23 protein-coding genes are annotated in these 24,226 nt (G+C 32.9%); 14 read left to right on the forward strand and 9 right to left on the reverse strand.

Annotated elements, in window-relative coordinates:
* Positions 1-6: 6 nt before the first annotated feature.
* The 3 genes from QLQ94_RS17190 (at position 7) to recQ (ending at position 3,638) form a co-directional block, all read left to right on the forward strand.
* Positions 7-975 carry a deoxyhypusine synthase family protein gene (locus tag QLQ94_RS17190; RefSeq protein WP_065450200.1) on the forward strand — a complete coding sequence of 323 codons (969 nt, stop codon included), beginning with the start codon at positions 7-9 and terminating at the stop codon, positions 973-975.
* A gap of 7 nt (positions 976-982) precedes the next feature.
* Entirely contained in the window at positions 983-1,390 is a 408-nt protein-coding gene (locus QLQ94_RS17195) for a DNA primase (protein ID WP_271334824.1), read from the forward strand.
* Between the two features lie 139 nt (positions 1,391-1,529).
* On the forward strand, positions 1,530-3,638 hold the full coding sequence (gene recQ / locus QLQ94_RS17200; protein ID WP_271334823.1) for a DNA helicase RecQ: 2,109 nt from the start codon (positions 1,530-1,532) through the stop codon (positions 3,636-3,638).
* Positions 3,639-3,966: 328 nt separating this feature from the next.
* Here the strand turns inward: recQ and QLQ94_RS17205 are convergent, their stop codons facing one another.
* The 4 genes from QLQ94_RS17205 to QLQ94_RS17220 form a co-directional block, all read right to left on the reverse strand.
* Positions 3,967-4,482, reverse strand: a complete 516-nt coding sequence (locus tag QLQ94_RS17205; RefSeq protein ID WP_271334822.1) for a DinB family protein — start codon at positions 4,480-4,482, stop codon at positions 3,967-3,969.
* Between the two features lie 44 nt (positions 4,483-4,526).
* Positions 4,527-7,112: a phosphoenolpyruvate carboxylase gene (locus QLQ94_RS17210; protein ID WP_271334821.1), complete on the reverse strand. Its 2,586-nt coding sequence runs from the start codon at positions 7,110-7,112 to the stop codon at positions 4,527-4,529.
* 90 nt (positions 7,113-7,202) lie between these two features.
* Positions 7,203-7,682: an Lrp/AsnC family transcriptional regulator gene (locus tag QLQ94_RS17215; protein ID WP_008468989.1), complete on the reverse strand. Its 480-nt coding sequence runs from the start codon at positions 7,680-7,682 to the stop codon at positions 7,203-7,205.
* A 77-nt stretch (positions 7,683-7,759) separates the two neighbouring features.
* Positions 7,760-8,914, reverse strand: a complete 1,155-nt coding sequence (locus QLQ94_RS17220; protein WP_427401291.1) for a M14 family metallopeptidase — start codon at positions 8,912-8,914, stop codon at positions 7,760-7,762.
* A 312-nt stretch (positions 8,915-9,226) separates the two neighbouring features.
* Here QLQ94_RS17220 and QLQ94_RS17225 point away from each other — a divergent pair, with 312 nt between their 5' ends.
* Positions 9,227-9,679 (forward strand): helix-turn-helix domain-containing protein, encoded by a 453-nt coding sequence (locus QLQ94_RS17225; RefSeq protein WP_271334819.1) that lies wholly within the window; start codon positions 9,227-9,229, stop codon positions 9,677-9,679.
* Positions 9,680-9,762: 83 nt separating this feature from the next.
* Here QLQ94_RS17225 and QLQ94_RS17230 read toward each other — a convergent pair whose 3' ends face one another.
* Positions 9,763-10,314: a 1-acyl-sn-glycerol-3-phosphate acyltransferase gene (locus QLQ94_RS17230; RefSeq protein WP_271334818.1), complete on the reverse strand. Its 552-nt coding sequence runs from the start codon at positions 10,312-10,314 to the stop codon at positions 9,763-9,765.
* 65 nt (positions 10,315-10,379) lie between these two features.
* Here QLQ94_RS17230 and QLQ94_RS17235 point away from each other — a divergent pair, with 65 nt between their 5' ends.
* From QLQ94_RS17235 to QLQ94_RS17260, 6 genes are all read left to right on the forward strand, one after another.
* Positions 10,380-11,045 carry a spermidine synthase gene (locus QLQ94_RS17235; RefSeq protein WP_271334771.1) on the forward strand — a complete coding sequence of 222 codons (666 nt, stop codon included), beginning with the start codon at positions 10,380-10,382 and terminating at the stop codon, positions 11,043-11,045.
* 13 nt (positions 11,046-11,058) lie between these two features.
* On the forward strand, positions 11,059-11,736 hold the full coding sequence (locus QLQ94_RS17240; protein ID WP_271334770.1) for a peptidoglycan DD-metalloendopeptidase family protein: 678 nt from the start codon (positions 11,059-11,061) through the stop codon (positions 11,734-11,736).
* Between the two features lie 6 nt (positions 11,737-11,742).
* Positions 11,743-12,219, forward strand: a complete 477-nt coding sequence (locus QLQ94_RS17245; protein WP_271334769.1) for a hypothetical protein — start codon at positions 11,743-11,745, stop codon at positions 12,217-12,219.
* A gap of 9 nt (positions 12,220-12,228) precedes the next feature.
* Entirely contained in the window at positions 12,229-12,753 is a 525-nt protein-coding gene (locus QLQ94_RS17250) for a hypothetical protein (protein WP_271334768.1), read from the forward strand.
* 53 nt (positions 12,754-12,806) lie between these two features.
* The gene (locus tag QLQ94_RS17255) at positions 12,807-13,277 is read left to right on the forward strand and encodes a nuclear transport factor 2 family protein (RefSeq protein ID WP_271334767.1); all 471 of its coding nucleotides are present in this window, start codon (positions 12,807-12,809) and stop codon (positions 13,275-13,277) included.
* A gap of 141 nt (positions 13,278-13,418) precedes the next feature.
* The gene (locus tag QLQ94_RS17260; protein WP_482497939.1) at positions 13,419-15,161 is read left to right on the forward strand and encodes an APC family permease; all 1,743 of its coding nucleotides are present in this window, start codon (positions 13,419-13,421) and stop codon (positions 15,159-15,161) included.
* A 564-nt stretch (positions 15,162-15,725) separates the two neighbouring features.
* Here the strand turns inward: QLQ94_RS17260 and QLQ94_RS17265 are convergent.
* Positions 15,726-17,213 (reverse strand): aminotransferase class V-fold PLP-dependent enzyme, encoded by a 1,488-nt coding sequence (locus tag QLQ94_RS17265; protein ID WP_427401289.1) that lies wholly within the window; start codon positions 17,211-17,213, stop codon positions 15,726-15,728.
* Positions 17,214-17,394: 181 nt separating this feature from the next.
* Here QLQ94_RS17265 and msrA point away from each other — a divergent pair, with 181 nt between their 5' ends.
* Both msrA and QLQ94_RS17275 read left to right on the forward strand, forming a co-directional pair.
* Positions 17,395-17,928, forward strand: coding sequence for a peptide-methionine (S)-S-oxide reductase MsrA (gene msrA, locus QLQ94_RS17270; protein WP_271334764.1), 534 nt, complete (start codon positions 17,395-17,397; stop codon positions 17,926-17,928).
* Between the two features lie 122 nt (positions 17,929-18,050).
* Positions 18,051-19,619: a protein adenylyltransferase SelO gene (locus QLQ94_RS17275; protein ID WP_271334763.1), complete on the forward strand. Its 1,569-nt coding sequence runs from the start codon at positions 18,051-18,053 to the stop codon at positions 19,617-19,619.
* 258 nt (positions 19,620-19,877) lie between these two features.
* On the opposite strand, the gene QLQ94_RS17280 is transcribed toward QLQ94_RS17275, so the two are convergent.
* Together QLQ94_RS17280 and QLQ94_RS17285 are read right to left on the reverse strand one after the other, a co-directional pair.
* Positions 19,878-20,846, reverse strand: a complete 969-nt coding sequence (locus QLQ94_RS17280; RefSeq protein WP_271334762.1) for a YpdA family putative bacillithiol disulfide reductase — start codon at positions 20,844-20,846, stop codon at positions 19,878-19,880.
* 6 nt (positions 20,847-20,852) lie between these two features.
* The gene (locus QLQ94_RS17285) at positions 20,853-21,326 is read right to left on the reverse strand and encodes a CYTH domain-containing protein (protein WP_271334761.1); all 474 of its coding nucleotides are present in this window, start codon (positions 21,324-21,326) and stop codon (positions 20,853-20,855) included.
* 290 nt (positions 21,327-21,616) lie between these two features.
* Here QLQ94_RS17285 and QLQ94_RS17290 point away from each other — a divergent pair, with 290 nt between their 5' ends.
* On the forward strand, positions 21,617-22,441 hold the full coding sequence (locus tag QLQ94_RS17290; RefSeq protein ID WP_271334760.1) for an OmpA family protein: 825 nt from the start codon (positions 21,617-21,619) through the stop codon (positions 22,439-22,441).
* A 20-nt stretch (positions 22,442-22,461) separates the two neighbouring features.
* Positions 22,462-23,013: a hypothetical protein gene (locus QLQ94_RS17295; RefSeq protein WP_271334759.1), complete on the forward strand. Its 552-nt coding sequence runs from the start codon at positions 22,462-22,464 to the stop codon at positions 23,011-23,013.
* A gap of 95 nt (positions 23,014-23,108) precedes the next feature.
* Here QLQ94_RS17295 and QLQ94_RS17300 read toward each other — a convergent pair whose 3' ends face one another.
* The gene (locus QLQ94_RS17300) at positions 23,109-24,155 is read right to left on the reverse strand and encodes an o-succinylbenzoate synthase (RefSeq protein WP_271334758.1); all 1,047 of its coding nucleotides are present in this window, start codon (positions 24,153-24,155) and stop codon (positions 23,109-23,111) included.
* Between the last annotated feature and the right edge of the window lie 71 nt (positions 24,156-24,226).

A 24,226-nucleotide genomic window follows, 5' to 3' on the forward strand; every position in this document is an offset into this window, starting at 1 on the left:
AAAAAAATGAAAGGACCAATCAGTCAGTTTATTGAAAAACATTACTTACACTTTAATTCCGCTTCTTTGGTTGATGCTGCAAAAGCATACGAACAACAATTGGCAAATGGTGCTAAGATGATGGTAAGTATGGCTGGCGCTATGAGTACAGCAGAAATTGGTAAAATTTTTGCTGAAATAATCAGACAGGACAAAGTTCAGATTATTTCATGTACAGGAGCCAATCTAGAAGAAGACATCATGAATTTAGTGGCACACTCTCACTACGAAAGGGTACCAAACTATCGTGATTTAACTCCGGAAGACGAATGGGCTTTGCTTGAAAGAGGACTAAATCGTGTTACTGACACTTGTATTCCTGAGCATGAAGCATTTCGTCGTTTACAAAAACACATTTACAAAATCTGGAAAGATGCAGATGACAAAGGAGAACGTTATTTTCCTCATGAATTTATGTATAAAATGTTGTTATCCGGTGTATTAGAAGAATATTACGAAATAGATTTAAAAGATAGCTGGATGTATGCAGCTGCAGAGAAAAACTTACCTATTATTGTACCAGGTTGGGAAGATAGTACGATGGGGAATATCTTTGCGTCATACGTGATAAAAGGAGATTTGAAAGCTTCTACAATGAAGTCAGGAATCGAATACATGGTTTTCCTTTCAGACTGGTATCCAAAAAACAGTACTAACGGAATTGGATTTTTTCAAATTGGTGGTGGTATTGCAGGAGATTTTCCTATTTGTGTGGTGCCAATGTTGTATCAGGATATGGAAATGCATGATATTCCGTTCTGGAGTTATTTCTGTCAGATTTCAGATTCGACAACTAGTTACGGATCTTATTCAGGAGCCGTTCCAAACGAGAAAATCACTTGGGGTAAATTAGATATTAAAACCCCAAAATTCATTATTGAGTCGGATGCAACCATTGTTGCCCCGTTAATTTTTGCTTACTTATTAGATTTATAGGATATTTATGAAAAGAGTTATAGTAGACTACGCTAAACTTACCAACGAAATTTTGAACCTTTTGGTAGAAAAATTTCCTGATGGTTATGATGATTCGGATGTTATCCGTTTTAGAAATGCTAAAAACGAATTAATCGAAGCTGTTGAAGTTCGTACTGAAGACACTATTTATTTAGTAAAAATTAGTACTAAACTTGCTGATAGAATTGAGAATTACGACGAAGATGACGACATCGATCTTGATGTTGACACAATCGAACCGGTAAAAGGTCTTGATCTTGATGATGATAGTGATGATGACGAAGACGATGATGCAATTGATAAACCAGATACTGATGGCGCAGATGATGATGACGATGAGGATAGAGATCCGGATGATATTGCTGACGAAGATGATGAAGAAGATGAAGATTAATCTACATCTTTCAAAATAAACTAAAGGAACTCTATTGGGTTCCTTTTTTTATTAAATAACAAAAAAAATAATTAAATATAAGAAAATTACTATAGTTGGTATTTTTTGCTATATTTAACGATCGATAAATATCAGCTCAATGACTTCAGAAGTTTTACACGCCAAATTAAAAGAAAATTTTGGATTTGAAAAATTCAGGCCCAATCAGGAAACGATAATAAATACTATACTTTCCGGCCAGGATACTTTAGCTATTATGCCAACAGGCGGCGGAAAATCAATTTGTTTTCAGTTGCCCGCTTTAGTTTTACCCGGAATCACAATTGTTATTTCTCCTTTAATCGCCTTGATGAAAGATCAGGTTGATAGTTTAAAGACCAACGGAATCAATGCCTGTTATATAAATAGCAGTCAATCGAGTGAAGAACAGCAATTTTATATAGACAACTTAAAATCAAATAAATTTAAGCTTGTTTATATTGCGCCTGAAAGTTTATCTTATTTAGATGTTGTTTTTAACGAATTGGTTGTCAGTCTAATTGCAATTGATGAAGCGCATTGTATTTCGTCCTGGGGACACGACTTTCGTCCGGCATATACGAATTTGGGATATTTAAAAAGCCGCTTCCCTTCTACTCCGGTACTTGCTTTGACGGCAACAGCAGATAAGGCAACTCGTACAGATATTACAAAACAGCTAAATTTAAGAAATCCAAAAACTTTTGTGGCTTCTTTTGACAGGATAAATTTAAGCTTAGAAGTGCGTCCGGCACTGGATCGTGTTAAGCAAATTATTGATTTTGTCGAAAACAAACCCAACGAATCCGGTATTATTTACTGCCTGAGTCGAAAAACAACAGAAGAACTTGCTTTAAAACTTCAAAAAAATGGAGTTAAAGCAAAAGCCTATCACGCTGGTTTAGAAAATAAACTTCGCGCAAAAACACAAGACGAATTTATAAACGACGACTGCCAGGTCGTTTGTGCAACGATTGCTTTTGGAATGGGAATCGATAAATCAAATGTTCGTTGGGTAATTCATTATAATCTTCCCAAAAATATCGAAGGGTATTATCAGGAAATTGGTCGTGCCGGTCGTGATGGATTACCAGCAGAAACAGTTTTATTTGAAAGTTATGCAGATGTGATTCAGCTTCAGAAATTTGCTTCTGAAGGATTGAACTCAGATGTTCAGCTGGCAAAACTGGAAAGAATGAAACAATATGCCGATGCTTTGAGCTGCAGGCGAAAAATCCTGCTTTCTTATTTCGGTGAATTAGTAAAAGAGAATTGCGGTAACTGCGATATTTGCAAAAATCCTCCAACTTTTTTCGATGGTACGATTCTCGCGCAAAAAGCACTGTCGGCTATAAGCCGTTTACAGGAATCTGAGCCTTTGGCTGTGATTGTTGATTTTCTGCGTGGTTCTAAAAATGCATATATCTACGAAAAAAATTATCAAGACTTAAAAACGTACGGAATTGGCGATGACATATCATGGTACGATTGGAATCAATATCTTATTCAGTTAATAAATCTTGGGTATTGCGAAATTGCATTTCATCAGCATAATAAAATTTTGCTGACTCCTTTTGCGAAGAAAGTGTTATTTGAAGGTGAAAAAGTCAAGTTGAATACTGTCGTCAAAAAAGTAATTGACAAAAGTGAAATCAAGGAAACAAAAACTAGAGCAGCCAAAAATTCTCTTTTTGAAATTCTGCGAAAATTACGTTATGAAATTTCTAAGGATGAAGAAGTTCCCGCTTATGTAATTTTTAGTGATGCCGCTTTAAGACAAATGGAAACTTTGCGCCCAATGAGCGATGAAGAGTTCCTTGCAATCGATGGTGTTGGTAAAGCAAAACTTGAAAAATATGGTCAGGAGTTTATAGATGCCATTGTTTATTACGAGAATGCAAAAAAGACAAAAATTAAATCTAAAAAAGAAGGTAACACATATAAAACAACTTTAGAGTTGTTCCAAAATGGAGTTTCTGTAAAAGAAATTGCTGAGCAGCGAAATTTAGGATACACAACTATTATTTCGCATTTAGCAAAATTATATGTAGACGGAAGTGATATTGATTTAAGTTCGTTTGTTTCAGAAAAAGAAGTGATGCAGTTGCATAAAGCCCAAATTGAACTTGAATATCCAACGGCATTAAAACCATATTTTGATCACTTTGAAGAAAAACTTTCTTATGATAAAATTAGGTTAGGTCTTGCTGTGGTGGAGAGAAATAAATAATTTTTAATGAATTATTCTTTTTCGTATCAAATCACCAACTTTACTCAAGCTTATTAAAAGCGACAAATCCGACAGATTTTTAAAACCTGTCGGGTTTACTTTTCCGTGTGATTCTGTCATTTCGAACGAAGAGATACCCGAGCGATAGCGAACAGACGAAGTAAATCACGCTAGAAACTCCGTACAGAATATCGTCATTTTTTTTGATCAGCTTACGCGACTTCTCTCCCGAAGTTTCGTCAGTAAGAAATGACATAAAATTGAGCTAAACAAAAAAATCCTGTAAAGAATAAACTTCACAGGATTTTTTTATTTTTAAAAAGTAAACTTATAAATACCGCTCTTCAAAAACTTTTTGATGGTGCTTTTGATGTCCGATAATCACAAACCCTAAAGCACCGGCAGAAATATGAAACGTTGATGCGGTTCCTATTCTCCTAAATTGTTCCTGAGATAAGCTTTTGTAAAACAACAAAGTTGAATGCCTTAAAGCGGAAAATTCAGTCAGTAAATCCTGAAGACTTCTTTTGTTTGCATCTGTATTATCTACATAATCATTTTCTTCAAATCCCGGTAATGCAGTTTTATCATTTCTTGAAAACCGCAGAGCTCGATAAGCAAAAATGCGTTCGCAATCAATTAAATGTTGAATAATTTCCTTAATCGTCCATTTGCCTTCGGCATAGCGATAATCGAATTTATCCATTGGAATATTTTGCACAAATCTGATAAAATCATGAAGAGAAATTTCAAGCTCTTCAATCAAATTTATTTCTCCGGCTTCAAGAACATAATTGGCAAAAGGACCGGAATATTCTGTTTCTAATAATTGACTTGAATTCATTTTTTACAATTTTTAATATCCTTAAACTCTTTCAATCCGAATCTTTATGCTGAGTTTCTACTCGCATTCGTGTTCCCGAAAAGTGATCTTGTTACAATTTTTTCATACACTTTTACAAGCTCTTCATTTACTATTTCTTCTTTGTTCAATTCATTAATTCTTAACAAAGCATATTGTTGTATTGTTAACAGTGGCAATACAATACGTTCTCTTACCTGAATAGATGCTATACCATCAGGGTAATTTTCCATAAGCGTTTTATGTCCTGCAATTTTAAGCAACAAACGTTTTGTTTCCTGAAATTCATCATAGATAATTTGCCAGAATTCGCCAAACTCAGGATCGTTTCTCATATATGCCGTTAGTGGTAAAAATGATTTTGCCAATGACATCATACTGTTTTCAAGTAACGTTTTAAAGAATAAAGAATTGTGATACAAATCATGTACTTTATCCCACTGATTGGTTTCTTCAAAATGTTTTAATGCAGATCCTACACCAAAAAATCCTGGTACATTTTGTTTTAACTGACTCCATGATCCTACGAAAGGAATTGCTCTTAAATCAGCAAAATCCAATGATTCAGATTTACTTCTTTTAGATGGACGGCTTCCAATATTTGTTTTAGAATAATACTTAAGCGTACTCATCTTTTCTAAATACGGAATGAACTTAGGGTGATTTTTAAAACTTAAATATTTTTCATATCCTAAATCTGCCAATTGAGTTAAAATCTGAGTTTCTTCAGAACTTAATTCATTTTTTCCTTTACTGAAAACCTGATTTGTAACACCGGCACTTAGTAAATTCTCGATATTGTAACGACAAGAATCTAAAGTTCCAAAATTTGAACTAATAGTTTGTCCCTGAACAGTAATTTGAATTTCGTTATTTTCGATTTTTGGCCCTAAAGACGCATAAAACTTATGAGTTTTTCCACCACCACGAGCCGGAGGTCCGCCACGTCCGTCGAAGAAAATAGCTTTTATACCATATTTTCTCGAGATTTCAGTAAGAGCAATTTTTGCCTGATAAATACTCCAGTTTGCCATTAAGTAACCGCCATCTTTAGTTCCGTCAGAGAAACCTAACATGATAGTTTGCTTATTGCCTCTTGCCTGCAAGTGTTTTGAATATTCAGGATTAGTATACAATTGCTCCATTATTTGATGTGCATTTTGCAAATCGTCAACAGATTCAAAAAGCGGAATGATATCTACAGTTGGGTTTTCCCAATTATTTAATCTGATCATTGCAAAAGTTTCCATTACATTCAGGGCGCTTTCATTATTACTAATGATATAGCGGTTCGCACCAAATTCTCCGTTTGCTTTTTGAATAGTTTTGATAGCCTGAACTGATTCAAGGGTAGATCTTGTAATTTCATCAGCGAAATCGGCAGGATTTAAATCTCCTTTTACCTTAGATAAAACTATAAGTTTTTCGTCTTCTGACAATTCAAAATAATTGGCAGGAAATATTTCTGAACCGGAATTCAGATAATGATTAACGACATCATTAAAAACGGCATCGTGAATTTTACTATTCTGACGAATGTCTAATGTTGCAAAATGAAAACCAAAAAGATTGATTTTTACCAAAAACGCTTCCAGCTCATCTAAGTATAATGACTGATGTTTTTCGATAATTATATCTCTTATAAGATTTAATTGAGATAATAACTCTTCTAAAGTAATGTAAATTTCACCTTTAGAATAAAATACAGAACGATAAAGTTTATGTTCAAGATCAGCTACCAAAGTATCTACGCCGGAGAAAGTTAACTTACGTTTTAAACTTCTCATTTCGATATAATAACATTTCAAAATTGAAGTACGAAGACGGTCTGCAACTTTCAAAGTGATTTCGGTAGTTACGAAAGGATTTCCATCGCGATCTCCTCCCGGCCAAAATCCAAGTTTGATTAATTGATTTTTAATGGCGCTTCCCTGAAGAATATTTTTTTGCAAATAATGAACAATTTCTCCTGAAGTAGCATAAAATACATTTTCCAGATACCAGATCAAACTAACCGCTTCATCATAAGGATTCGGTTTTTCATTTTGGATAAAAGGTGTTTTTCCTAACTGCGCCAATAGTTCTTTTATTTTTAATAAATCATTTGAACGAATTGCTTCAGTCAAATCATTTATAATCCCTAAAACCGGTCCAGGGTAAAACTGCGTTGGATGCGCTGTTAAAACGGTTCTGACATTAAATTCTTCCAGGAATTGGATCAATTCATCGTCTTTCTCCTTAGCATCTGATTTTTCTTTGATATCACGCAAAGAACCTCTTCCTTCCATATTGTTAACCTCAGGAAAGGCAGCGTCTTCAATGGCATCAAACAATACAATCTGACGCTCTATGTATTGAATAAATCGAAACATAAGATCGATTTTTTCTGTTTCAGAAGCTTCGTTTATATACCTGTTAGAAAAGAAATTAAAAATCTCTTTAGGTGTTTCATTCTTTTTAAATCCCGTTTCGCATGTCTCAGTAAATAAAGGAAGTAAAACTCCGGTATTATCTATTGAATCAAAAGGCAATGTTATAAATACACTATTATAAATGTGGTATTTGGAGAGAACGTCTTGATTAAAACGTTCTATTTTAGGCAACGTATACATAATTCTGTTGTAGTTGGTTGGTTAATTAGTCATAAAAAAACCCCAAGAATAAACTTGAGGTTATATTTTAATATAGCATTCAAGAAAAAATTACATATTTTTAAAAATAGTATGCATCAAACGCTTCTTATCGTTTATACTTTCTTCTAATGAAATCATAGTTTCTGTTCTGTAAACACCATCAATATCGTCTATCATAAAGATAACCTCTTTTGCGTGCTTAGTATCTTTTGCTCTAATTTTGCAAAAAATATTGAATTTCCCAGTCGTTACAGAAGCTACTGTTACGAACGGAATTTGATTGATTCGCTCTAATACAAATTTAGTTTGCGACGTATTGTTAAGAAACACACCTACATAAGCAATAAATGAATATCCTAATTTATCGTAATCTAAAGCCAATGAAGACCCCATTATTATCCCTGCGTCTTCCATTTTCTTTACCCTAACATGCACTGTACCAGCAGATATCAATAGTTTTTTTGCAATGTCAGTAAACGGAACTCTCGTATTGTCTATTAACATATCTAAAATCTGGTGATCTACTTCATCTAAACGAAATTTACTCATAATTCTTTAATTAATATTACTAATTGCTATTACAAAGTATAAAAATATATATAAAAAACAACAAATTCACATAAAAATTAACTTTTTATCAATCCGTTAACAAATTTAACATTTTTATTTAAATAAAAATTTGCTTTTTGATTCAATTTGGGAAAATTAGTAAAGTCATCGGAATAAACTGCTCCTTTTGCATCATATTCATAATGTCCGAAATAATTTTCTAACTCACCTACTTCAACTATATAAGCATTAAAGTGAATCTTATTTTCAATCAATTCTTCTTTGTATTGTGCGACAAAATTCGTAATAATTTCGATACCATCATAATTTATTTTGATATTTTTATACATAAAATCATAAAAAACCACTTTATTTTGTGAAATATTCAAATAATCATTAATTCTATTGTCAACTAAATCGTTTTCGCAAATTAGCTCAAAGCTTGATAAAAGTGAGAAAAATATGAATTTTCGGGTGATCTCACGTTCGTAATCATTAGGAAAATGACCTGCTTCAAACAAAATAGTTGGTACTCCCATAAACTGAAAAGTATCTCCTATACAATTGATATTAAAAGAATCATCAAAACGACCAACCTGTCCGGGGATATATTCCTGCAAGACATCATTTATCCCGGCAATGATGTTAATTGCTTTCAATCTGGTCTCATTTACATCTCTTTCTTCATTATAAGAAGGAGCTAAAAATGATACTGTAGCTGGTTTTCCCGTTGTTCCTGCTCCAAAAATAGTACGCTGATCATGAAGATTGAAACAAAAATGAGGTTTAAACGCTTCAAATGTCTCTCTTAAAATTTTACTTTCCGGCTGTGTCAGATTTTGAGAGTCACGATTCAAATCTACTTTATTGGCATTTTCACGTGTATAAAGTCTGGCTCCATCAGGATTTAGGATAGGAATTGCATAAAACGTAAAGGTTCTAAGCATTTTTTTGGCAAATTCTGATCCACTGTTTAGTACATTAATATAGTCAAATAATGCTTTTGTTGTTGTGCTTTCATTTCCGTGCATCTGCGACCACAGATAAATACGAATGTTTCCCGTACCAATTTTATAACTATAAATAGGTTCGTCTAAAACTGATCTTCCAATTATTTGAACTTGGTTATTAGTATTTAGTTTATCTAATAAAGGTTGAATATGATCTAAAGTCAAGTAGCGACCTTCTATTGATTTTTCTTTGTACTGGCTGAATAATTCTTCTAAATTCATTGTCTTTTGATTAGTTTACAAAAGTAAACATCTTTATTTTTACAATTGTAAACAAGTAAAAAACCGAGTAATTTATAATTGTAAACATGATTTTGTTCAATATTTAGCGCTGTGTCTGAATTAGAGTTAACAAATGTTATTACTTTAAATAAAACAAAAATAGTTATTGTATATTAGATAGTTATGCTATATTAATTAATGTTATAGTTTATATATTAAAGTCTGCTTTTTATAATTTACAACTGTAAAATTGCTTTATCAACTTCTTTTAGTTACATTTGTAAACAACGATTCAAATAACAATAATTTACAATGGTAAACATCGATGATTTTGTAAAACGTCTTGAAATCATACTTGAGTATTATACTCTAAACGCCTCTTCTTTCGCAGATAAAATTGGTGTGCAACGTTCAAGTATGTCTCACCTGCTTTCAGGAAGAAACAAACCCAGTTTAGATTTTGTGATGAAAATTTTGGAAGTTTTTCCGGATGTAGACTTGTATTGGATTCTAAATGGTACAGGAAGTTTTCCGAAAAATAATGAAGAAAAATCAGAAAATATAAAAACCCCGCCTCTCTCCTCTGTGAAAGAAAATTTAGCAGGCGGCGATTTATTTTCTGAGATTTATTATAAGCAAGCTGAAAAATCAGAAAGTAAATCTTCTCCGGAAATTAAAAGTCAAAATTTAAATACCGAAGAAGGTGAAATTGAGAAAATAGTAATTTTTTATAAAAACGGAAAATTTAAGGCATATAACCCTTAACGTGGAAAACTCGCATATTTCAAAAATTTTTAAAATAATTTTGATTTAAGGGATTCTCGCGTAATCTAAAAAACATAGAAAAATTAAAGCTGAAATCCATTTTTTGGAATTTTTCCTATAACTCCATCATAATGTTTTTTCAAGACTAATAAGTCGGCTTCATAATTTCCAGTAGGAAAAAAGGGTTTTCCTAAATTGACTTCTTTTTTGCTCCAATCAAAAGCAACCGGCACTATCGGTACATTTGCTTTAAGTGCAATATAATAAAAGCCACTTTTAATCTCAGTAACTTTTTTGCGCGTACCTTCAGGAGCAACAGCTAATCGAAAAACTTCTTTCCTTTTAAAAATAGCTGCAATCGAATCTACTTTATTCAATCCGCCGGAGCGATCTAATGGCTCACCTCCTACACTTCTAAAATAATAGCCAAAAGGAAATTTAAACAATTCTTTCTTTCCAACCCAGTTCATCTCTAATCCGGAGATTCCTCGGGTAAATATTCCTAAATAAAAATCATGATTACTTGTATGGGGCATCACCATCATTACACATTTTTTCACTTCCGCATTTTCAATACCTACTATTTTCCAGCCCATTAGCTTAAAAAAGATGAATTTATAGAATTGTTTCTTCATTAAAATTTATTTTTTGTTGCAAAATAAAAGATTTAAAGTGGTAAATTTGAGTAAAAGCATTTAAAATGATCCAAAAATTATTCAGTTATATCATTCCAATAAAAATATTTAAAAAAAAATCAGAAAGAAGTAAGATTATAGAAATTACGTGGTCAAATGGAGAATTGGTTCTGGATTCTGAGAACACCAATTATTCATACGGAAGTTTGCAGCGTATATTAAGGTACGGACTTAGGAATATTGGTTATGAGGCCATTCTTAAAATGGATCACATTTTATTATTAGGAGTTGCGGGCGGAAGTGTTATCAAAACATTAGTAGACGAAATTGATTATAAAGGAAAAATTACTGGTGTCGAAATTGATCCGGATATGATTCAGATAGCAAATCAGTATTTTAACCTTGATCAAATTAAACAATTGGAAATTATTATTGATGATGCTTTTGAATTTGTTTTAAAGACAAAAAATAAATACGATCTAATTATTATTGATATTTTTGAAGATATCAAAATGCCAAATTTTTTATTTGAAAGTTTTTTTAGCGGACGCATTTGTTCTCTTTTGCAAAATCAGGGTTTCGTTCTTTTTAACACTATGATTCTTGATGAAGCGCACAATGTTCGAAACCGAAAATATATTTCTGAAATAAATTCTGAATTATTTTCTTCAAAAATGCTGCCCAGGATAGAAGTGCATAATGAATTAATAATTATTGAAAAAGTTGCCTAAATTTTAAAATTGTATGAAACCTCTCGTCTCCATATTAAAAGCCTTACCACCTACTAAGATTATTGATGCTGATATTGATATTTCAAAATATATTCCGCTTGATTTATCAGTGACCAATCAGGAGCTGGTTCAGGTTAAACCTGAAAGTGCTGCCGAATTTGAAAATTTCATTTCAAATTATTTAGAAAAGAATAATGCCGAAGTAGCATTTGGCGGCTATATCGAAGGCCGGACATTGTATAAACGAAGTACAATCTTTAAAAATGATGCCATCCCTGAACGCAATATTCATATAGGTCTGGATTTATGGGCAAAAGAAAATACGTCAGTTTTGGCACCAATAAACGGAATAGTGCACAGCTTTAAGAATAATATTGGTTTAGGAGATTATGGTCCAACAATAATTTTAGAGCACATTATCGAAAATGAAAAATTTTATACTTTATACGGGCATTTATCGTTAGAAAGTATAGAAAACCTTAGTGTTGGAAAAGTTTTTAATAGAGGTGAAATCATTGGAACCTTAGGAAACTCTACAGTTAATGGCGATTACGCACCACATTTGCATTTTCAGATTATAAAAAATATTGAAGCATATTATGGTGATTATCCCGGAGTTTGTAATACAAATGATTTGAATTTCTATATAGAAAACTGCCCCGACCCCAACTTATTATTAAAAATTACTTAAATAGTTATGAAGAAAGCAGGATTGATTATATGTTTGTTGTTGTTAATTGGATGTAAATCGAAAACAATTAGTAGAGATACTGAAGATTTGAAGATTAAGAAAATTTCCAGTTCAGAAATTAATTCCAACCAACAGCAAAAAGCGTACGAATTAGGAAAAAGAGTTTTAGAAACTTGCAATACCTCTAAGTTTAAACCTTTTAATGAAACTGAAGTTACGGCATCGGTTAGGGAAAACACAACTGAGGAACGTCTGACCAAAACATGTCAGCGTTTTAGACAATATTACGGAAGTTTTATAGACTTAAAATTAGATGGCGTTTACAAAACTAAACAAGAGATTGTTTACCGTTATCGCGCCTTATACACAAAAAAAATAGCCAATAAAGAATTGCGCGTTTTTGTAAATGAAGATAATTTGGTTTCTTCCATTAAATCAATGGATTGGGACGAAAAATTTGATTCAAAACTAACTGAACAATAAAGTAACACTATGAATTTAAAATTGCCTTTTTTAATATTACTGTTAATTTCAACATTTGCAAATGCTCAGCAAACAATGAGTATAAAAGGATCAAAACCTTATCCTGCGACTGAGAATTATACTTTCATAGTCGAAAAATATGTTTATACAGGCGAAGCTAATGTTCAGATTGCAAAAACAGAAAAAGGAGGCGTTTTAAAATTAACCATTAAGACTACGGATGATAAAACCAGAATTTCCGGAGGTTTATACGTTGATTTGGCCAATGCCGATGTAATACCTTGTGTTGACAAAAATACCAATGAAAATGCCGATGGCACAACATCAACATATTATTATTTTACACCGGCCGAAATGGCAAAATTAAAAAAGAATGATATTAGAGGCATTAGATTTATCCTAAAAGGAAGCTCTAATGCATTTGGAGATCAAACCGGATATTTTACCGCCTTAAATAAAATGACATATTTTTCTACGGCTTTCGATAAATCTAAAAAATCATTTGATACTGCAGCAGCGATTAGCGCTTTGTAAATAAATTATTTTGATCTAATAAATCCTATATTTATACTTTTAATTTATTCCTTATGGATGCTAACGAAGCTTTGATCACAAAATTTTATACTGCTTTTGCAAATAGCGATGCTAAAACTATGAGTGAATGTTACCATCCTAAAATTCATTTTACAGATCCTGCTTTTGGTTTGCTAAAAGAAAATCAGGTTTCTAAAATGTGGGAAATGCTAATTTTAAAAAGCAAAGGAAATATTAAAATAGAGTTTTCAGATATAAAAGCAGATGATTTTTCAGGCTCAGCGAAATGGGTTGCTTCCTATAATTTTAGTAAAACCAATAGAAACGTAGTCAATAAAATCACGGCAAAGTTTACTTTTCAAGACGGATTAATCATCACGCATATTGATAGTTTTGATGTTTGGAAATGGTCTAAACAGGCTTTTGGTCCTATGGGTTATTTGTTAGGCTGGACAGGCTTTTTTCAGAAGAAAATTCAGCAACAAGCCTTATTGTCACTCAAAAAATTTCAGGAATCCAAATAATTTCTATAACTTAGAAATTCAAAAATACGCACATTAGCTAAAATATATTTTTAGTCTTTATCAATATATCTGCCACTCTTAAGAATTTGCTTGCTTGTTACTAGTTTTGTTGAGTTAATCGTGTTTTAATCTTGAATTACTATGAAAGAACTTGTACACAAAAAATTAAACCAGCTGCAGGCAACAGCAATTTGCGGAAATGATATTAGCTCTTCTTGTTTGTATGTTTCAGCATTAACTATTTTATATGCAGGTCAGTATGCCTGGATTTCTTTATTAATTGTTGCAATTGTTTTATTCTTATTCAGAAAAATTTATGGAGAAGTTGTTGGTGCAATTCCTTTAAACGGTGGTGCTTACAATGTTTTATTAAATACATCGACAAAACGATTGGCATCATTGGCTGCAACATTAACCGTTTTGTCTTATATGGCAACAGCAGTAATTTCGGCATCAGAAGGAATGCATTATCTGCACGGAATTTTTCAAAGTTTAGATGTAACCATTGCAACAGTTGTTGTTTTAATTCTGTTTACCGGACTTGCAATTTTAGGAATTGGCGAATCTGCATTTGTTGCGGTTATTATTTTTATAACCCATCTGGCAACTTTAAGTTTACTTGTTCTGGCATCGTTGTGGTTTGTCCTGAATAATGGTTTAGAAACTTTTTATATCAATTGGCAAGCCCCCATTGCATACGGAAATATAAAAACTGCGCTTTTTCTGGGATTTTCGGCAGCAATGCTTGGAATCTCAGGTTTTGAAAGTTCAGCCAATTTTGTTGAAGAACAAGAGCATGGGGTTTTTCCAAAAACACTGCGAAATATGTGGGCGATCGTAAGTTTCTTCAATCCTGTAATAGCTATTCTATTAATAAGTATCATTCCGCTTGCAGAAGTTGGCGAAAACAAACAAGCACTCCTTGCCTATTTAGGACAAACAACCGGCGGATCCTGGTTGGCATGGTTAATTTCTATCGATGCCGTTTTAGTATTATGCGGAGCTGTACTTACTTCCTTTGTTGGGGTTTCCGGATTATTAAACCGAATGACATTGGATAGAATTCTTCCCAATTATTTCCTGAAACAAAATAAAAGAGGTTCGCATTATCGAATCGTTATCAGTTTTTTAGTCCTTTGTATTTCTGTGCTTTTTGCTACCAGCGGACACTTAGAATCATTAGCCGGTGTTTATACATTTTCATTTTTGGCTGTAATGGCATTATTCGGAATTGGAAATTTATTACTTAAATTTAAGCGTAAAAAATTACCAAGACCTCAGCGCGCGCGCGGGATTGCAGTAGTTGTAGCAGTTTCATTTATTATCGCCGCTTTTATCGGGAACATGAAATTGAATATCAATTCATTTTATACATTTCTAAAATACATGGTTCCCTCTTTGATTTTTATCGGAATCATGCTCAATCGTGTCATTTTAATTCGGCTATTAATTCAAGCTTTAGAATATTTCTATCAGCCTTTACGAAAAATGGTAATTCTAAGTAATCGTTATTTACAAAAACTTAGTGTCGAAATAAATTCGCAGGAATTTGTTTTTTTTACCAAAGGCGATGATATTGCTATTTTAAATAAAGTGCTTCAATATGTTCAGGGAAACGAAACGACAAATAAATTAAAGATCGTATATGTAACAAACAATACTTCAAGAAACGAAGCTTTAATAAAAGATCTCGAAGTTCTTGATCGCGCTTACGACGAAATAGATTTGGAATATCTCGAAATACAAGGTGTTTTTGGTCCTGAAATAATAGACGAATTATCCAAAAAATGGAAAATCCCAAAGAACTTTATGTTTATAGGTTCGCCCGGAAATAAATTCTCTTACAGAGTTTCTGATTTAGGCGGAGTTCGTTTGATTATGTAATTGTATATGTTCCGTAGCAGATAAATCAGGTTTTCAAGACTTTTAGTCCCGCTTTCGCCTTTATCTTTGTTCGTTCCTCTCAAAGGATACCGCCAATATCCTACCGTCTGGACACAAGCACAAAACAAACACGAATTTCACTAATTGACACTAATTTAGTTTGTGGAATTAATTTCACAAACTAAATTAACCTATTAAAATTTGTGCAAATTCGTGACCCGAGACTGAAAGTCGAACAGGCGAAGCAAATTCGTGTTCAAAATTGATTAATAATATATTTGTATCCAGACAGTAGGGCTCTATCTGGGCTAATCCAAAAATTTATTATTCATAAGAACCAAAAAAAAGGAGTTTGCAAACTAGATTGATTTTTAACCTGCAATTTTATGAAAAAGATCCTTTTTACCACAAAGATCTCAAAGCTTTTAAATTAAGCACTTTTATAAAAACACAAAGTTCGCAAAGCTTTGTATTAAATTAGCTTTGCGAACTTTGCGAAAAATCTTAGCACCCTTTGCGGTTAAATTTAAGTTCCTAAAATAAAAACTTTAAGATTAAAAAACATTACGAATTAAACCAACCAGCAACCAATTCATCCTCAAATGAATTTGCGTTTTTATGAATAAACTCGTTCGTGTTTTTATTATACGAATAATCCAAAGCCCATAATTCATGGTTTTGAGCTAAATCTTTAATGCTTTCGCAAACAAAAGCAATTTCTTTATCAGTCGTAGTTGGGTGAATTGACATTCTGATCCATCCCGGTTTTTTGATTAAATCGCCAATAGTAATTTCATCAACCAATTTATTTGAAGTTTCCTGATCTACATGCAGTAAAAAATGTCCATACGTTCCCGCGCAGCTGCATCCTCCCCTGGTTTGAATTCCAAATTTGTCGTTCAGTAATTTTACTCCCAGATTAAAATGTAGATTTTCTACAAAAAACGAAATTACACCTAAACGATTCTGGTGCTGTCCTGCCAAAATTTTAATATTAGAAACAGGATTCAATTCGTTAAAAACGTAATCAACAATTTCATGCTCACGCTGCAGAATATTTTCGATCCCCATTTCTTCTTTCAGCTCGATGGCCAGTGCAGTTTTAATAACCTGCAGGAAACCTGGAGTTCCACCGTCTTCACGATCCTCGATATTATCGATATATTTATGTTCTCCCCAAGGATTTGTCCAGCTTACCGTTCCTCCGCCCGGACAATCAGGAATCATATTATTGTATAGTTTTTTATTAAAGATCAAAACGCCTGAAGTTCCCGGGCCTCCCAAAAATTTATGAGGAGAAAAGAAAATAGCATCAAGATAAGATTCAGGATCTTCAGGATGCATATCAATTTCGACATAAGGTCCTGAACAAGCAAAATCTACAAAACAAACTCCGTGATGTTTGTGCATTAATTTTGCAGCTTCATGAAAAGGAGTTTTTAATCCCGTAACATTTGAGCATGACGTAATCGAAGCAATTTTGATTGTTCTGTCAGCATATTTTTCTAATAATAAAGCTAAATTATCCAAACAAAAAAGCCCTTTTTCACAAGACGGAATAATCTCAACATCAGCAATCGTCTCTAACCATGAGGTTTGGTTAGAATGATGTTCCATATGCGAAATAAAAACAATTGGCTTTTTTTCTGCCGGAACATTAATAAAGTCTTTTAAATTCTCAGGGATTTTAAGACCTAAAATACGTTGAAATTTATTAACAACACCCGTCATTCCGGTTCCGTCTGTAATTAAAACATCATCATTATTGGCATTTGTATGACGTTTGATGATATTTCTGGCATGATGGTATGCTTTTGTCATGGCAGTACCTGACACAGTTGTTTCTGTATGTGTATTGGCTACAAAAGGCCCAAAATCATTCAGAAGTTTATCTTCAATAGGGCGATATAACCTTCCGCTGGCAGTCCAATCAGTATAAATGATCTTTTTTTTGCCATAAGGTGAAGTAAATTCCTGCTCAATTCCAACAATATGTTGTCTAAAATCCTGAAAATAAGTTTCTAAAGTGATGGTACTATTTTTGCTATTCATTAGTGTGCCTGTGTTTGATTGCAAATATATTGCTTTTTAATAGAATTGCGAATTTATCAATTGTAAACTTCAAATATTAAATAACCAATTGATATATTTAATTAAACAGCTTATTTATTAGCAATTTATCATAATATTCTATCGGATTAATAGGGCAATAGAAACTTAACAATACTATTTTATGGAAAATTTATCAATAGCTACTTTTGGTGGTGGATGTTTTTGGTGTATTGAGGCTGTCATTCAGCGTTTAAAAGGAATAGAATCCTTGAAGTCAGGATACTCCGGAGGTTTTATTAAGAATCCGCCTTATCGCGAAGTTTGTACTGGCAGAACCGGTCATGCCGAAGTGATACAAGTTACTTTTAACCCTGACATAATTTCATATCATGATCTCATTTTCATATTCATGACAAGTCACGATCCTACTACCCTTAATCGTCAGGGAGCTGATGCAGGAACGCAATATCGTTCTGTCGTATTATATCATGATGCTGAACAAAAGGAAATAGCTGAAAAAGTTTTTGAAGAAGTTACACCTTTATACGAAGATCCAATCGTAACTGAATTGATCCCTCTTGAGGTATTTTATGAAGCCGAAGAAGATCATCAAAACTATTACAATAACAATCAGGACGCCCGTTATTGCCAGATCGTAATTGATCCGAAAGTACAGAAATTAAAAAAAATGTACGCAGATAAATTGGTTGACTAATAAAAGTTTTTGCTGCAGATTAGAAAGATTGCAATGATTTTCCTTACTTACTTTTAAATCTATCAAAGATTTAAAAAGAATCATTTTAATCTGTATAATCTGTGGCTTAAAAAATTATCCAGATGAAAAATTTAAAAATAAATAACAGATTTACTGCCGAATTACCTGCAGATCCAAACGAAACCAATGAAACTCGTCAGGTTTCTAATGCGGTTTTTTCTTATGTAAATCCAACAAAACCGTCTAATCCTAAACTTATTCATGCTTCTAAAGAAGTAGCTGAACTGGTAGGTATTTCTAAAGATGAAATTAAGTCTGAAGCTTTTTTGAATACTTTTTCCGGAAAAGAAATTCTTCCTGAAACACGTCCGTATGCTATGTGTTATGCTGGGCATCAATTTGGGAACTGGGCTGGACAATTGGGCGATGGCCGGGCTATTAATTTAACCGAAGTCGAACATAATAACGATTTTTTTACACTTCAATTAAAAGGAGCAGGAAAAACACCGTATTCCAGAACTGCTGATGGTTTAGCGGTTTTGCGCTCTTCTGTCAGAGAATACCTTTGTGCTGAAGCAATGTATCATTTAGGAGTTCCTACTACCCGATCGCTTTCGCTGATGTTATCAGGTGATCTAGTTTTACGTGATATTTTATACAACGGAAATCCAGCATACGAAAAAGGTGCAATTGTTTGTCGTGTTGCTCCTTCTTTTATTCGTTTTGGAAGTTTCGAAATGCTGACAGCCAGAAATGAACTCAAAAATTTAAAAGATTTTACAGAATACAATATCAAACATTATTTTCCGGAAATTAAAGGTGAACCTAAAGAACAGTATTTGCAGTTTTTTAAAACAGTAGCTGACAAGACCCGCGAAATGATTCTACATTGGCAGCGTGTTGGTTTTGTACATGGTGTTATGAATACAGATAACATGTCGATTCACGGTGTTACAATTGATTATGGTCCTTATGGCTGGCTGGAAAACTATGACCCAAATTGGACGCCAAATACTACGGACAGTCAAAATAGAAGATACCGTTTTGGAAATCAGCCTCAAATTGCTCAATGGAATTTATATCAATTAGCAAATGCTCTTTATCCGTTAATTAACGAAGCTGAGCCTTTAGAAAAAATATTGGAATCATTTTTTACTGATTTTGAATCTGATTATAAAACAATGTTTTTAAGCAAATTAGGTGTTTTTACTTTAAGTAAAAATGACGATAAATTAATTACTGCTTTAGAAACAGTTTTACAATTATCTGAAACTGATATGACAATCTTTTTTAGAAATTTAAGCACAATTCAAAAGATAGATTCAGTCGAAACTGCAATAGAAAAAATTAAGAATTCCTTTTATATTCCTGAAGAAATTTCAGGAGATATTCTCGATTCCTGGAAAAAATGGTTTGCTGTTTATCTCGAAAGATTAAAAACCGAAGAGTTGTCAGATGAAAATCGTTCAGAAAAAATGAATGCAATAAATCCAAAATATGTACTGAGAAATTATATGTCTCAATTGGCAATTGATGCCGCTGATCAAGGCGATTATTCTTTGATAGACGAATTGTATTTATTATTGCAAAAACCATACGATGAACAGCCGGAATATGAAAAATGGTTTGCAAAACGACCGGATTGGGCACGATCTAAAGTGGGCTGTTCTATGCTTTCTTGTAGTTCATAAGCTGACGAGTATTTCGAATTTGCTTGAAGCCAGTAAGATTTCTTTTTGCCACGAATTCAACGAATTAGCACTAATTGATTCAGTAAGATTGTCTCATTGAGCGAAGTCGAAATGCGTAAAGTGTTCTCTGCTTCGCTTGAAATGACAGTAATATCATTTTTTTTGCCACGAATTTCACGAATTCGTACTAATTTTTTATTTGAATTACTAAAAAATAATTCACTTGTTCGTTATCGCGAAACTCATGGCAAACTTTTTTTACTCATAAGTAATGTAATCCACGATCATATTGGCATGAATACGGGAATTTTCTATGAACCATTTATGCGTCTGCATTCCGCCGCAAACAACTCCTGCCAAAAACAAACCTTTTATATTTGTTTCCATTGTTTCAGGATTGTACATTGGCGTTTTTAATTCATCATCTGATAATTGAATCCCCATTTTCTCAAGAAAAGTCAAGTCTGGTTTATATCCTGTAAGTGCTAAAACAAAATCATTTTCTATCGTAATTTTTCCATTTGGAGTTTCTATCTCTACTTCCTTTTCCCTGATTTCAGAAATATTAGATTCGAAATAAGCTGTAATACTACCTTCTGCAATTCGGTTTTCGATATCAGGTTTTACCCAGTATTTTACCCGATTGTTGATTTCGTTTTTGCGAATAACCATCGTCACATTTGCTCCTTTTCTCCAGCACTCCAAAGCGGCATCAACTGATGAATTATTTGCGCCAACAACTAAAATATTTCTAAAAGCATATTCATGAGCTTCCTTATAATAATGGCGCACTTTTGGTAATTCTTCTCCTTTTATATTCATTAAGATCGGAAGATCATAGAAACCTATTGCTATTACAACATTCTTTGCTTCATAGGAAGATTTATTTGTTGTAATTTTAAAAAGTAAATTCTCTAATTTTTTAACCTGAGTTACTTTTTCAAACAAATGAATTGAAAATTTAAAATAACGATGAATGTTTCTGTAATATTCTAAAGCTTCTTGTCTACCAGGTTTTGGTGCGAGACAATTAAACGGAATATCCCCGATCTCCAGTCTTTCAGCTGTTGAAAAAAAGGTCATATACAAAGGATAGTTGAAAATACTATTTACAATTGCTCCTTTTTCGATAATTAAGTAACGTAAGTTTTTCTTTTGAGCCTCGATTGCACAAGCTAATCCAATAGGACCGCCTCCAACAATGATCAAATCATATTGTTCTGTCATAACTCTTTATTTTCCCCATTGTTTAAAAGGATTTTTACTCAAATAAGCATTGTAATATCTTTCGTCATTTGTTACTTCTTCTCCCAGCCATTCCGGTTTTTCGAATATTTCGTCTTCAGATGCTAATTCAATTTCTGCCATAATTAAACCTTCGTTTTCTCCGTAAAATTCATCGACTTCAATAATATGATTTCCTGATTTTATTTCAAAACGGGTTTTTTCTATTTTGCCTTTTTCGCATAATTTAAGCAGCTCTTGTGCTTCGTCAAGAGGTATTTCATTCTCCCATTCAAAACGTGACATTCCACCTTGCTGACTAATTCCTTTTATCGTAATAAAGCCTTTATTGCCTTTAATTCTAACTCTGACAGTTCTTTCAGGAACGGAACTTAAATATCCCTGCGCTATTTTATTTTGAGTAAAAGACTGCTCTTTAAAATCAGCTGATTTTACGAGAAATTTTCTTTCTATTTCGACCATTTCGCTTCCTTATATTAATTTTTTATGCAAGTTACTCAATTTAGTTCAGTCCTAAAATGGAGATTTATTAATATATCATGTTTTTAAGTCACACTTGTAAACAACTCAAAATTAAATAGATAAGTTGAAAATATCTGATTATTAATGTATTCTGTATTTATTTTTTTGTTAAATTTGATAGAATCTTAACTTCATTCCTTATGTCTAAAAAAGCACTTTATCTATTAGGCATTGCAATAACAATCATTTTGGGTACTTTTTTGTATGTGAAATTTTGTTGCAATTGTACTATGAAAACACCAACAGTTGATACCGAAAAAGTACCGGTTGTTGTGGCTCAGGACGCTATTTTTGTCCCTTTTATTCTAAATGGTTCAGGAATTGATTATCATACCAATGATAATATCAAGTTCCTTAAAAACAGTTTTGCAGTAGTTCTGCCTGTTAGTGATTCTATATCAATTGGAATTGAAAATCTTAAAACATTTTTAATTGCAAATCCAAAGCAAAAAATAACCATAACGGGTTATGCTACATCTGACGAAAAAAACACGACAAGTTTTGAGAATCTCGGTCTTGCGAGGGCAAATGATATTAAAAAATATTTTGTCTCTAAAGGTTTATTAGCTTCTCAGTTTGATACAAAAGGAACAATAACGGACAAATGGAAAACAAGTTCTGATACACTATTAGGACCTGCGGAATACAAATTTGAAGCTTTAGAAGCTGCTCCCGCCGTATCAACTGATGAATGGGTGATTTTGAAGGATAAAATTAATGGTGATCCGCTAATTCTGCATTTCAACACTAATAAATCAAGTGATAAATTAACTGATGTTGAGAAACAAAAAGTGGCAGATTTAGTAAAATATATGGAACACGTAAAAGATGCGCTTATTTTAGCTGTTGGACATACTGATGATGTTGGTAATCGCGATTCTAATGTTGCTCTTGGTCAAAAACGTGCGGAATTTTCTAAAAATTACTTATCTAAAAAAGGTATTGACGGCGCTCGTATCACAACAGAATCAAAAGGTCCGGATGAACCAATTGGCGAAAATACAACTAAAGAAGGTAAAGCAAACAACAGAAGAACTGTAATTACTATCAAATAATTAATCAAAAATGTACTATTATGAATATACCTTGTATCTTAATACCTGCACTAGTGGGGTTAATCTGTGGAATTTTAGGTTACTTACTGGGAAAAATGAATTCGAAAGGAGATGATTCTCTTGCATTGTCATTACAAGCTGATTTAGATGCGTGCAAAGCAAACACAAGAAGTTTAAATGCTAAAATTTCTTCACTCGAAGCTGATTTGGCATCAAAAGCTTCTGTTAGTACACCTACACAATCTTTTGCCTCTAATGTTGCCACTGGAATATTATTCGATGGTGCTTTGGCAGCAACTGTTTATGGCAAAAAAATAAAAGAAAATGATCTGAAGGTTGTCGAAGGAATTGGTCCTAAAATCGAAGCATTATTTAATACTGCAGGAATTACCACCTGGCGTGAATTATCAGAAACTCCAACTGAAAAACTACAATCAATTTTAGATGCCGGCGGCGAAAACTTTGCAATTCACAATCCAAGTACCTGGGCAAAACAAGCCTTGTTGGCGTATCAGGGAAAATGGCAGGAATTAAAAGACTGGCAACAAAATTTACTTGGAGGAAAAGAGTAAAAAAATAATTTTAAAGGTTCAAAGGTGCAGATTTACAAAGGTTCAAAGGCTTTGTACTCTGTACCTTTTTTAATATGGAATTTTCAGCTTGTTTTTTATGAATTTTCCAAAAAAGAAGCGTCCCATTTTTTACTTGTATTGTACCATAATTTCCCTTGTAAAACTTCAAGTGGGCAATCAAAATTATTGGTATAAAGTGCTCCGGTTCCCAAGCCTTGCGGCATTTTTGAATTTTGAGTGAATGTCCATTGTGCAATCGCATTTAGTCCAATATTACTTTCTAATGCTGAAGTAATCCACCATCCTATTTTAAATTTTTCTGCTAAATCAATCCATTCTTTTGTCCCTTTGAAACCACCAACAAAACTTGGTTTAAGAATGATGTATTGAGGCTTAATTTCCTGTAGCAATTTTTCCTTTTCCTCCAGGGAGAAAACACCAATTAATTCTTCATCCAAAGCGATAGGAAATGGAGTATTTTTACACAAACTTGCCATTGCATCAATATTTCCTTTTTTTATAGGTTGCTCTATACTATGTAATTGAAATTGATTTAATTGATTCAGTTTTTCTAAAGCTTCACTTAAAGCAAAAGCGCCATTGGCGTCCACTCTTATTTCTATTTGATCTGCGGAAAAATGGGATCTTATAAAACGTAATAATTCTAACTCTTTATCGAAATCTATAGCACCAATTTTAAGTTTAATACAATTAAAACCATCTGCTAATTTTTCTTCGATTTGCTGTTTCATATACGCCTCCTCGCCCATCCAGACTAAACCATTTATGGTAATTGATTTAGAATTATTAGTAAAATCAGATGGAAACAATAGGAATGGATTTTTACTGTTAAGGGATAAAAAAGCCATTTCGATTCCGAATTGTATCGACGGAAATTCTAATAATGCTTCCCAAAGAGCTGTTTCTCCCAAATGTATATTCTGGCAAGTCCAATTGAGTTTTGCTTCGTAATCGTCGCGATCATCGGCACTTAAACCACGGAGAATTCCGCACTCGCCTATTCCTTTTTTTCCGTTTTCCTCAAGGACAATAAACCATGTTTCTTTTTCGGTCATAACACCCCTGGAAGTTCCGGAAGGGCGTTTAAACTCTAACATGTATTTGTGGTAAGTTGCTTTCAAAATATCTTATTTTTTGGCCACAGATTGCACAGATTAATTTTTTTTTTTAAACATTAGATGTTTTATTTTTT

Source organism: Flavobacterium sp. B114r (assembly GCF_056824125.1).

Coding starts and splice junctions, on each gene's coding strand:
- QLQ94_RS17230 (WP_271334818.1), bottom strand. CDS start 10,314: ATGAAGAAACAATTCTATAAATTCATCTTTTTTAAGCTAATGGGCTGG.
- QLQ94_RS17275 (WP_271334763.1), top strand. CDS start 18,051: ATGAAAAATTTAAAAATAAATAACAGATTTACTGCCGAATTACCTGCA.
- msrA (WP_271334764.1), top strand. CDS start 17,395: ATGGAAAATTTATCAATAGCTACTTTTGGTGGTGGATGTTTTTGGTGT.
- QLQ94_RS17265 (WP_427401289.1), bottom strand. CDS start 17,213: ATGAATAGCAAAAATAGTACCATCACTTTAGAAACTTATTTTCAGGAT.
- QLQ94_RS17290 (WP_271334760.1), top strand. CDS start 21,617: ATGAAAACACCAACAGTTGATACCGAAAAAGTACCGGTTGTTGTGGCT.
- QLQ94_RS17250 (WP_271334768.1), top strand. CDS start 12,229: ATGAATTTAAAATTGCCTTTTTTAATATTACTGTTAATTTCAACATTT.
- QLQ94_RS17190 (WP_065450200.1), top strand. CDS start 7: ATGAAAGGACCAATCAGTCAGTTTATTGAAAAACATTACTTACACTTT.
- recQ (WP_271334823.1), top strand. CDS start 1,530: ATGACTTCAGAAGTTTTACACGCCAAATTAAAAGAAAATTTTGGATTT.
- QLQ94_RS17245 (WP_271334769.1), top strand. CDS start 11,743: ATGAAGAAAGCAGGATTGATTATATGTTTGTTGTTGTTAATTGGATGT.
- QLQ94_RS17295 (WP_271334759.1), top strand. CDS start 22,462: ATGAATATACCTTGTATCTTAATACCTGCACTAGTGGGGTTAATCTGT.
- QLQ94_RS17285 (WP_271334761.1), bottom strand. CDS start 21,326: ATGGTCGAAATAGAAAGAAAATTTCTCGTAAAATCAGCTGATTTTAAA.
- QLQ94_RS17220 (WP_427401291.1), bottom strand. CDS start 8,914: ATGAATTTAGAAGAATTATTCAGCCAGTACAAAGAAAAATCAATAGAA.
- QLQ94_RS17255 (WP_271334767.1), top strand. CDS start 12,807: ATGGATGCTAACGAAGCTTTGATCACAAAATTTTATACTGCTTTTGCA.
- QLQ94_RS17195 (WP_271334824.1), top strand. CDS start 983: ATGAAAAGAGTTATAGTAGACTACGCTAAACTTACCAACGAAATTTTG.
- QLQ94_RS17205 (WP_271334822.1), bottom strand. CDS start 4,482: ATGAATTCAAGTCAATTATTAGAAACAGAATATTCCGGTCCTTTTGCC.
- QLQ94_RS17280 (WP_271334762.1), bottom strand. CDS start 20,846: ATGACAGAACAATATGATTTGATCATTGTTGGAGGCGGTCCTATTGGA.
- QLQ94_RS17235 (WP_271334771.1), top strand. CDS start 10,380: ATGATCCAAAAATTATTCAGTTATATCATTCCAATAAAAATATTTAAA.
- QLQ94_RS17240 (WP_271334770.1), top strand. CDS start 11,059: ATGAAACCTCTCGTCTCCATATTAAAAGCCTTACCACCTACTAAGATT.
- QLQ94_RS17215 (WP_008468989.1), bottom strand. CDS start 7,682: ATGAGTAAATTTCGTTTAGATGAAGTAGATCACCAGATTTTAGATATG.
- QLQ94_RS17225 (WP_271334819.1), top strand. CDS start 9,227: ATGGTAAACATCGATGATTTTGTAAAACGTCTTGAAATCATACTTGAG.
- QLQ94_RS17210 (WP_271334821.1), bottom strand. CDS start 7,112: ATGTATACGTTGCCTAAAATAGAACGTTTTAATCAAGACGTTCTCTCC.
- QLQ94_RS17260 (WP_482497939.1), top strand. CDS start 13,419: ATGAAAGAACTTGTACACAAAAAATTAAACCAGCTGCAGGCAACAGCA.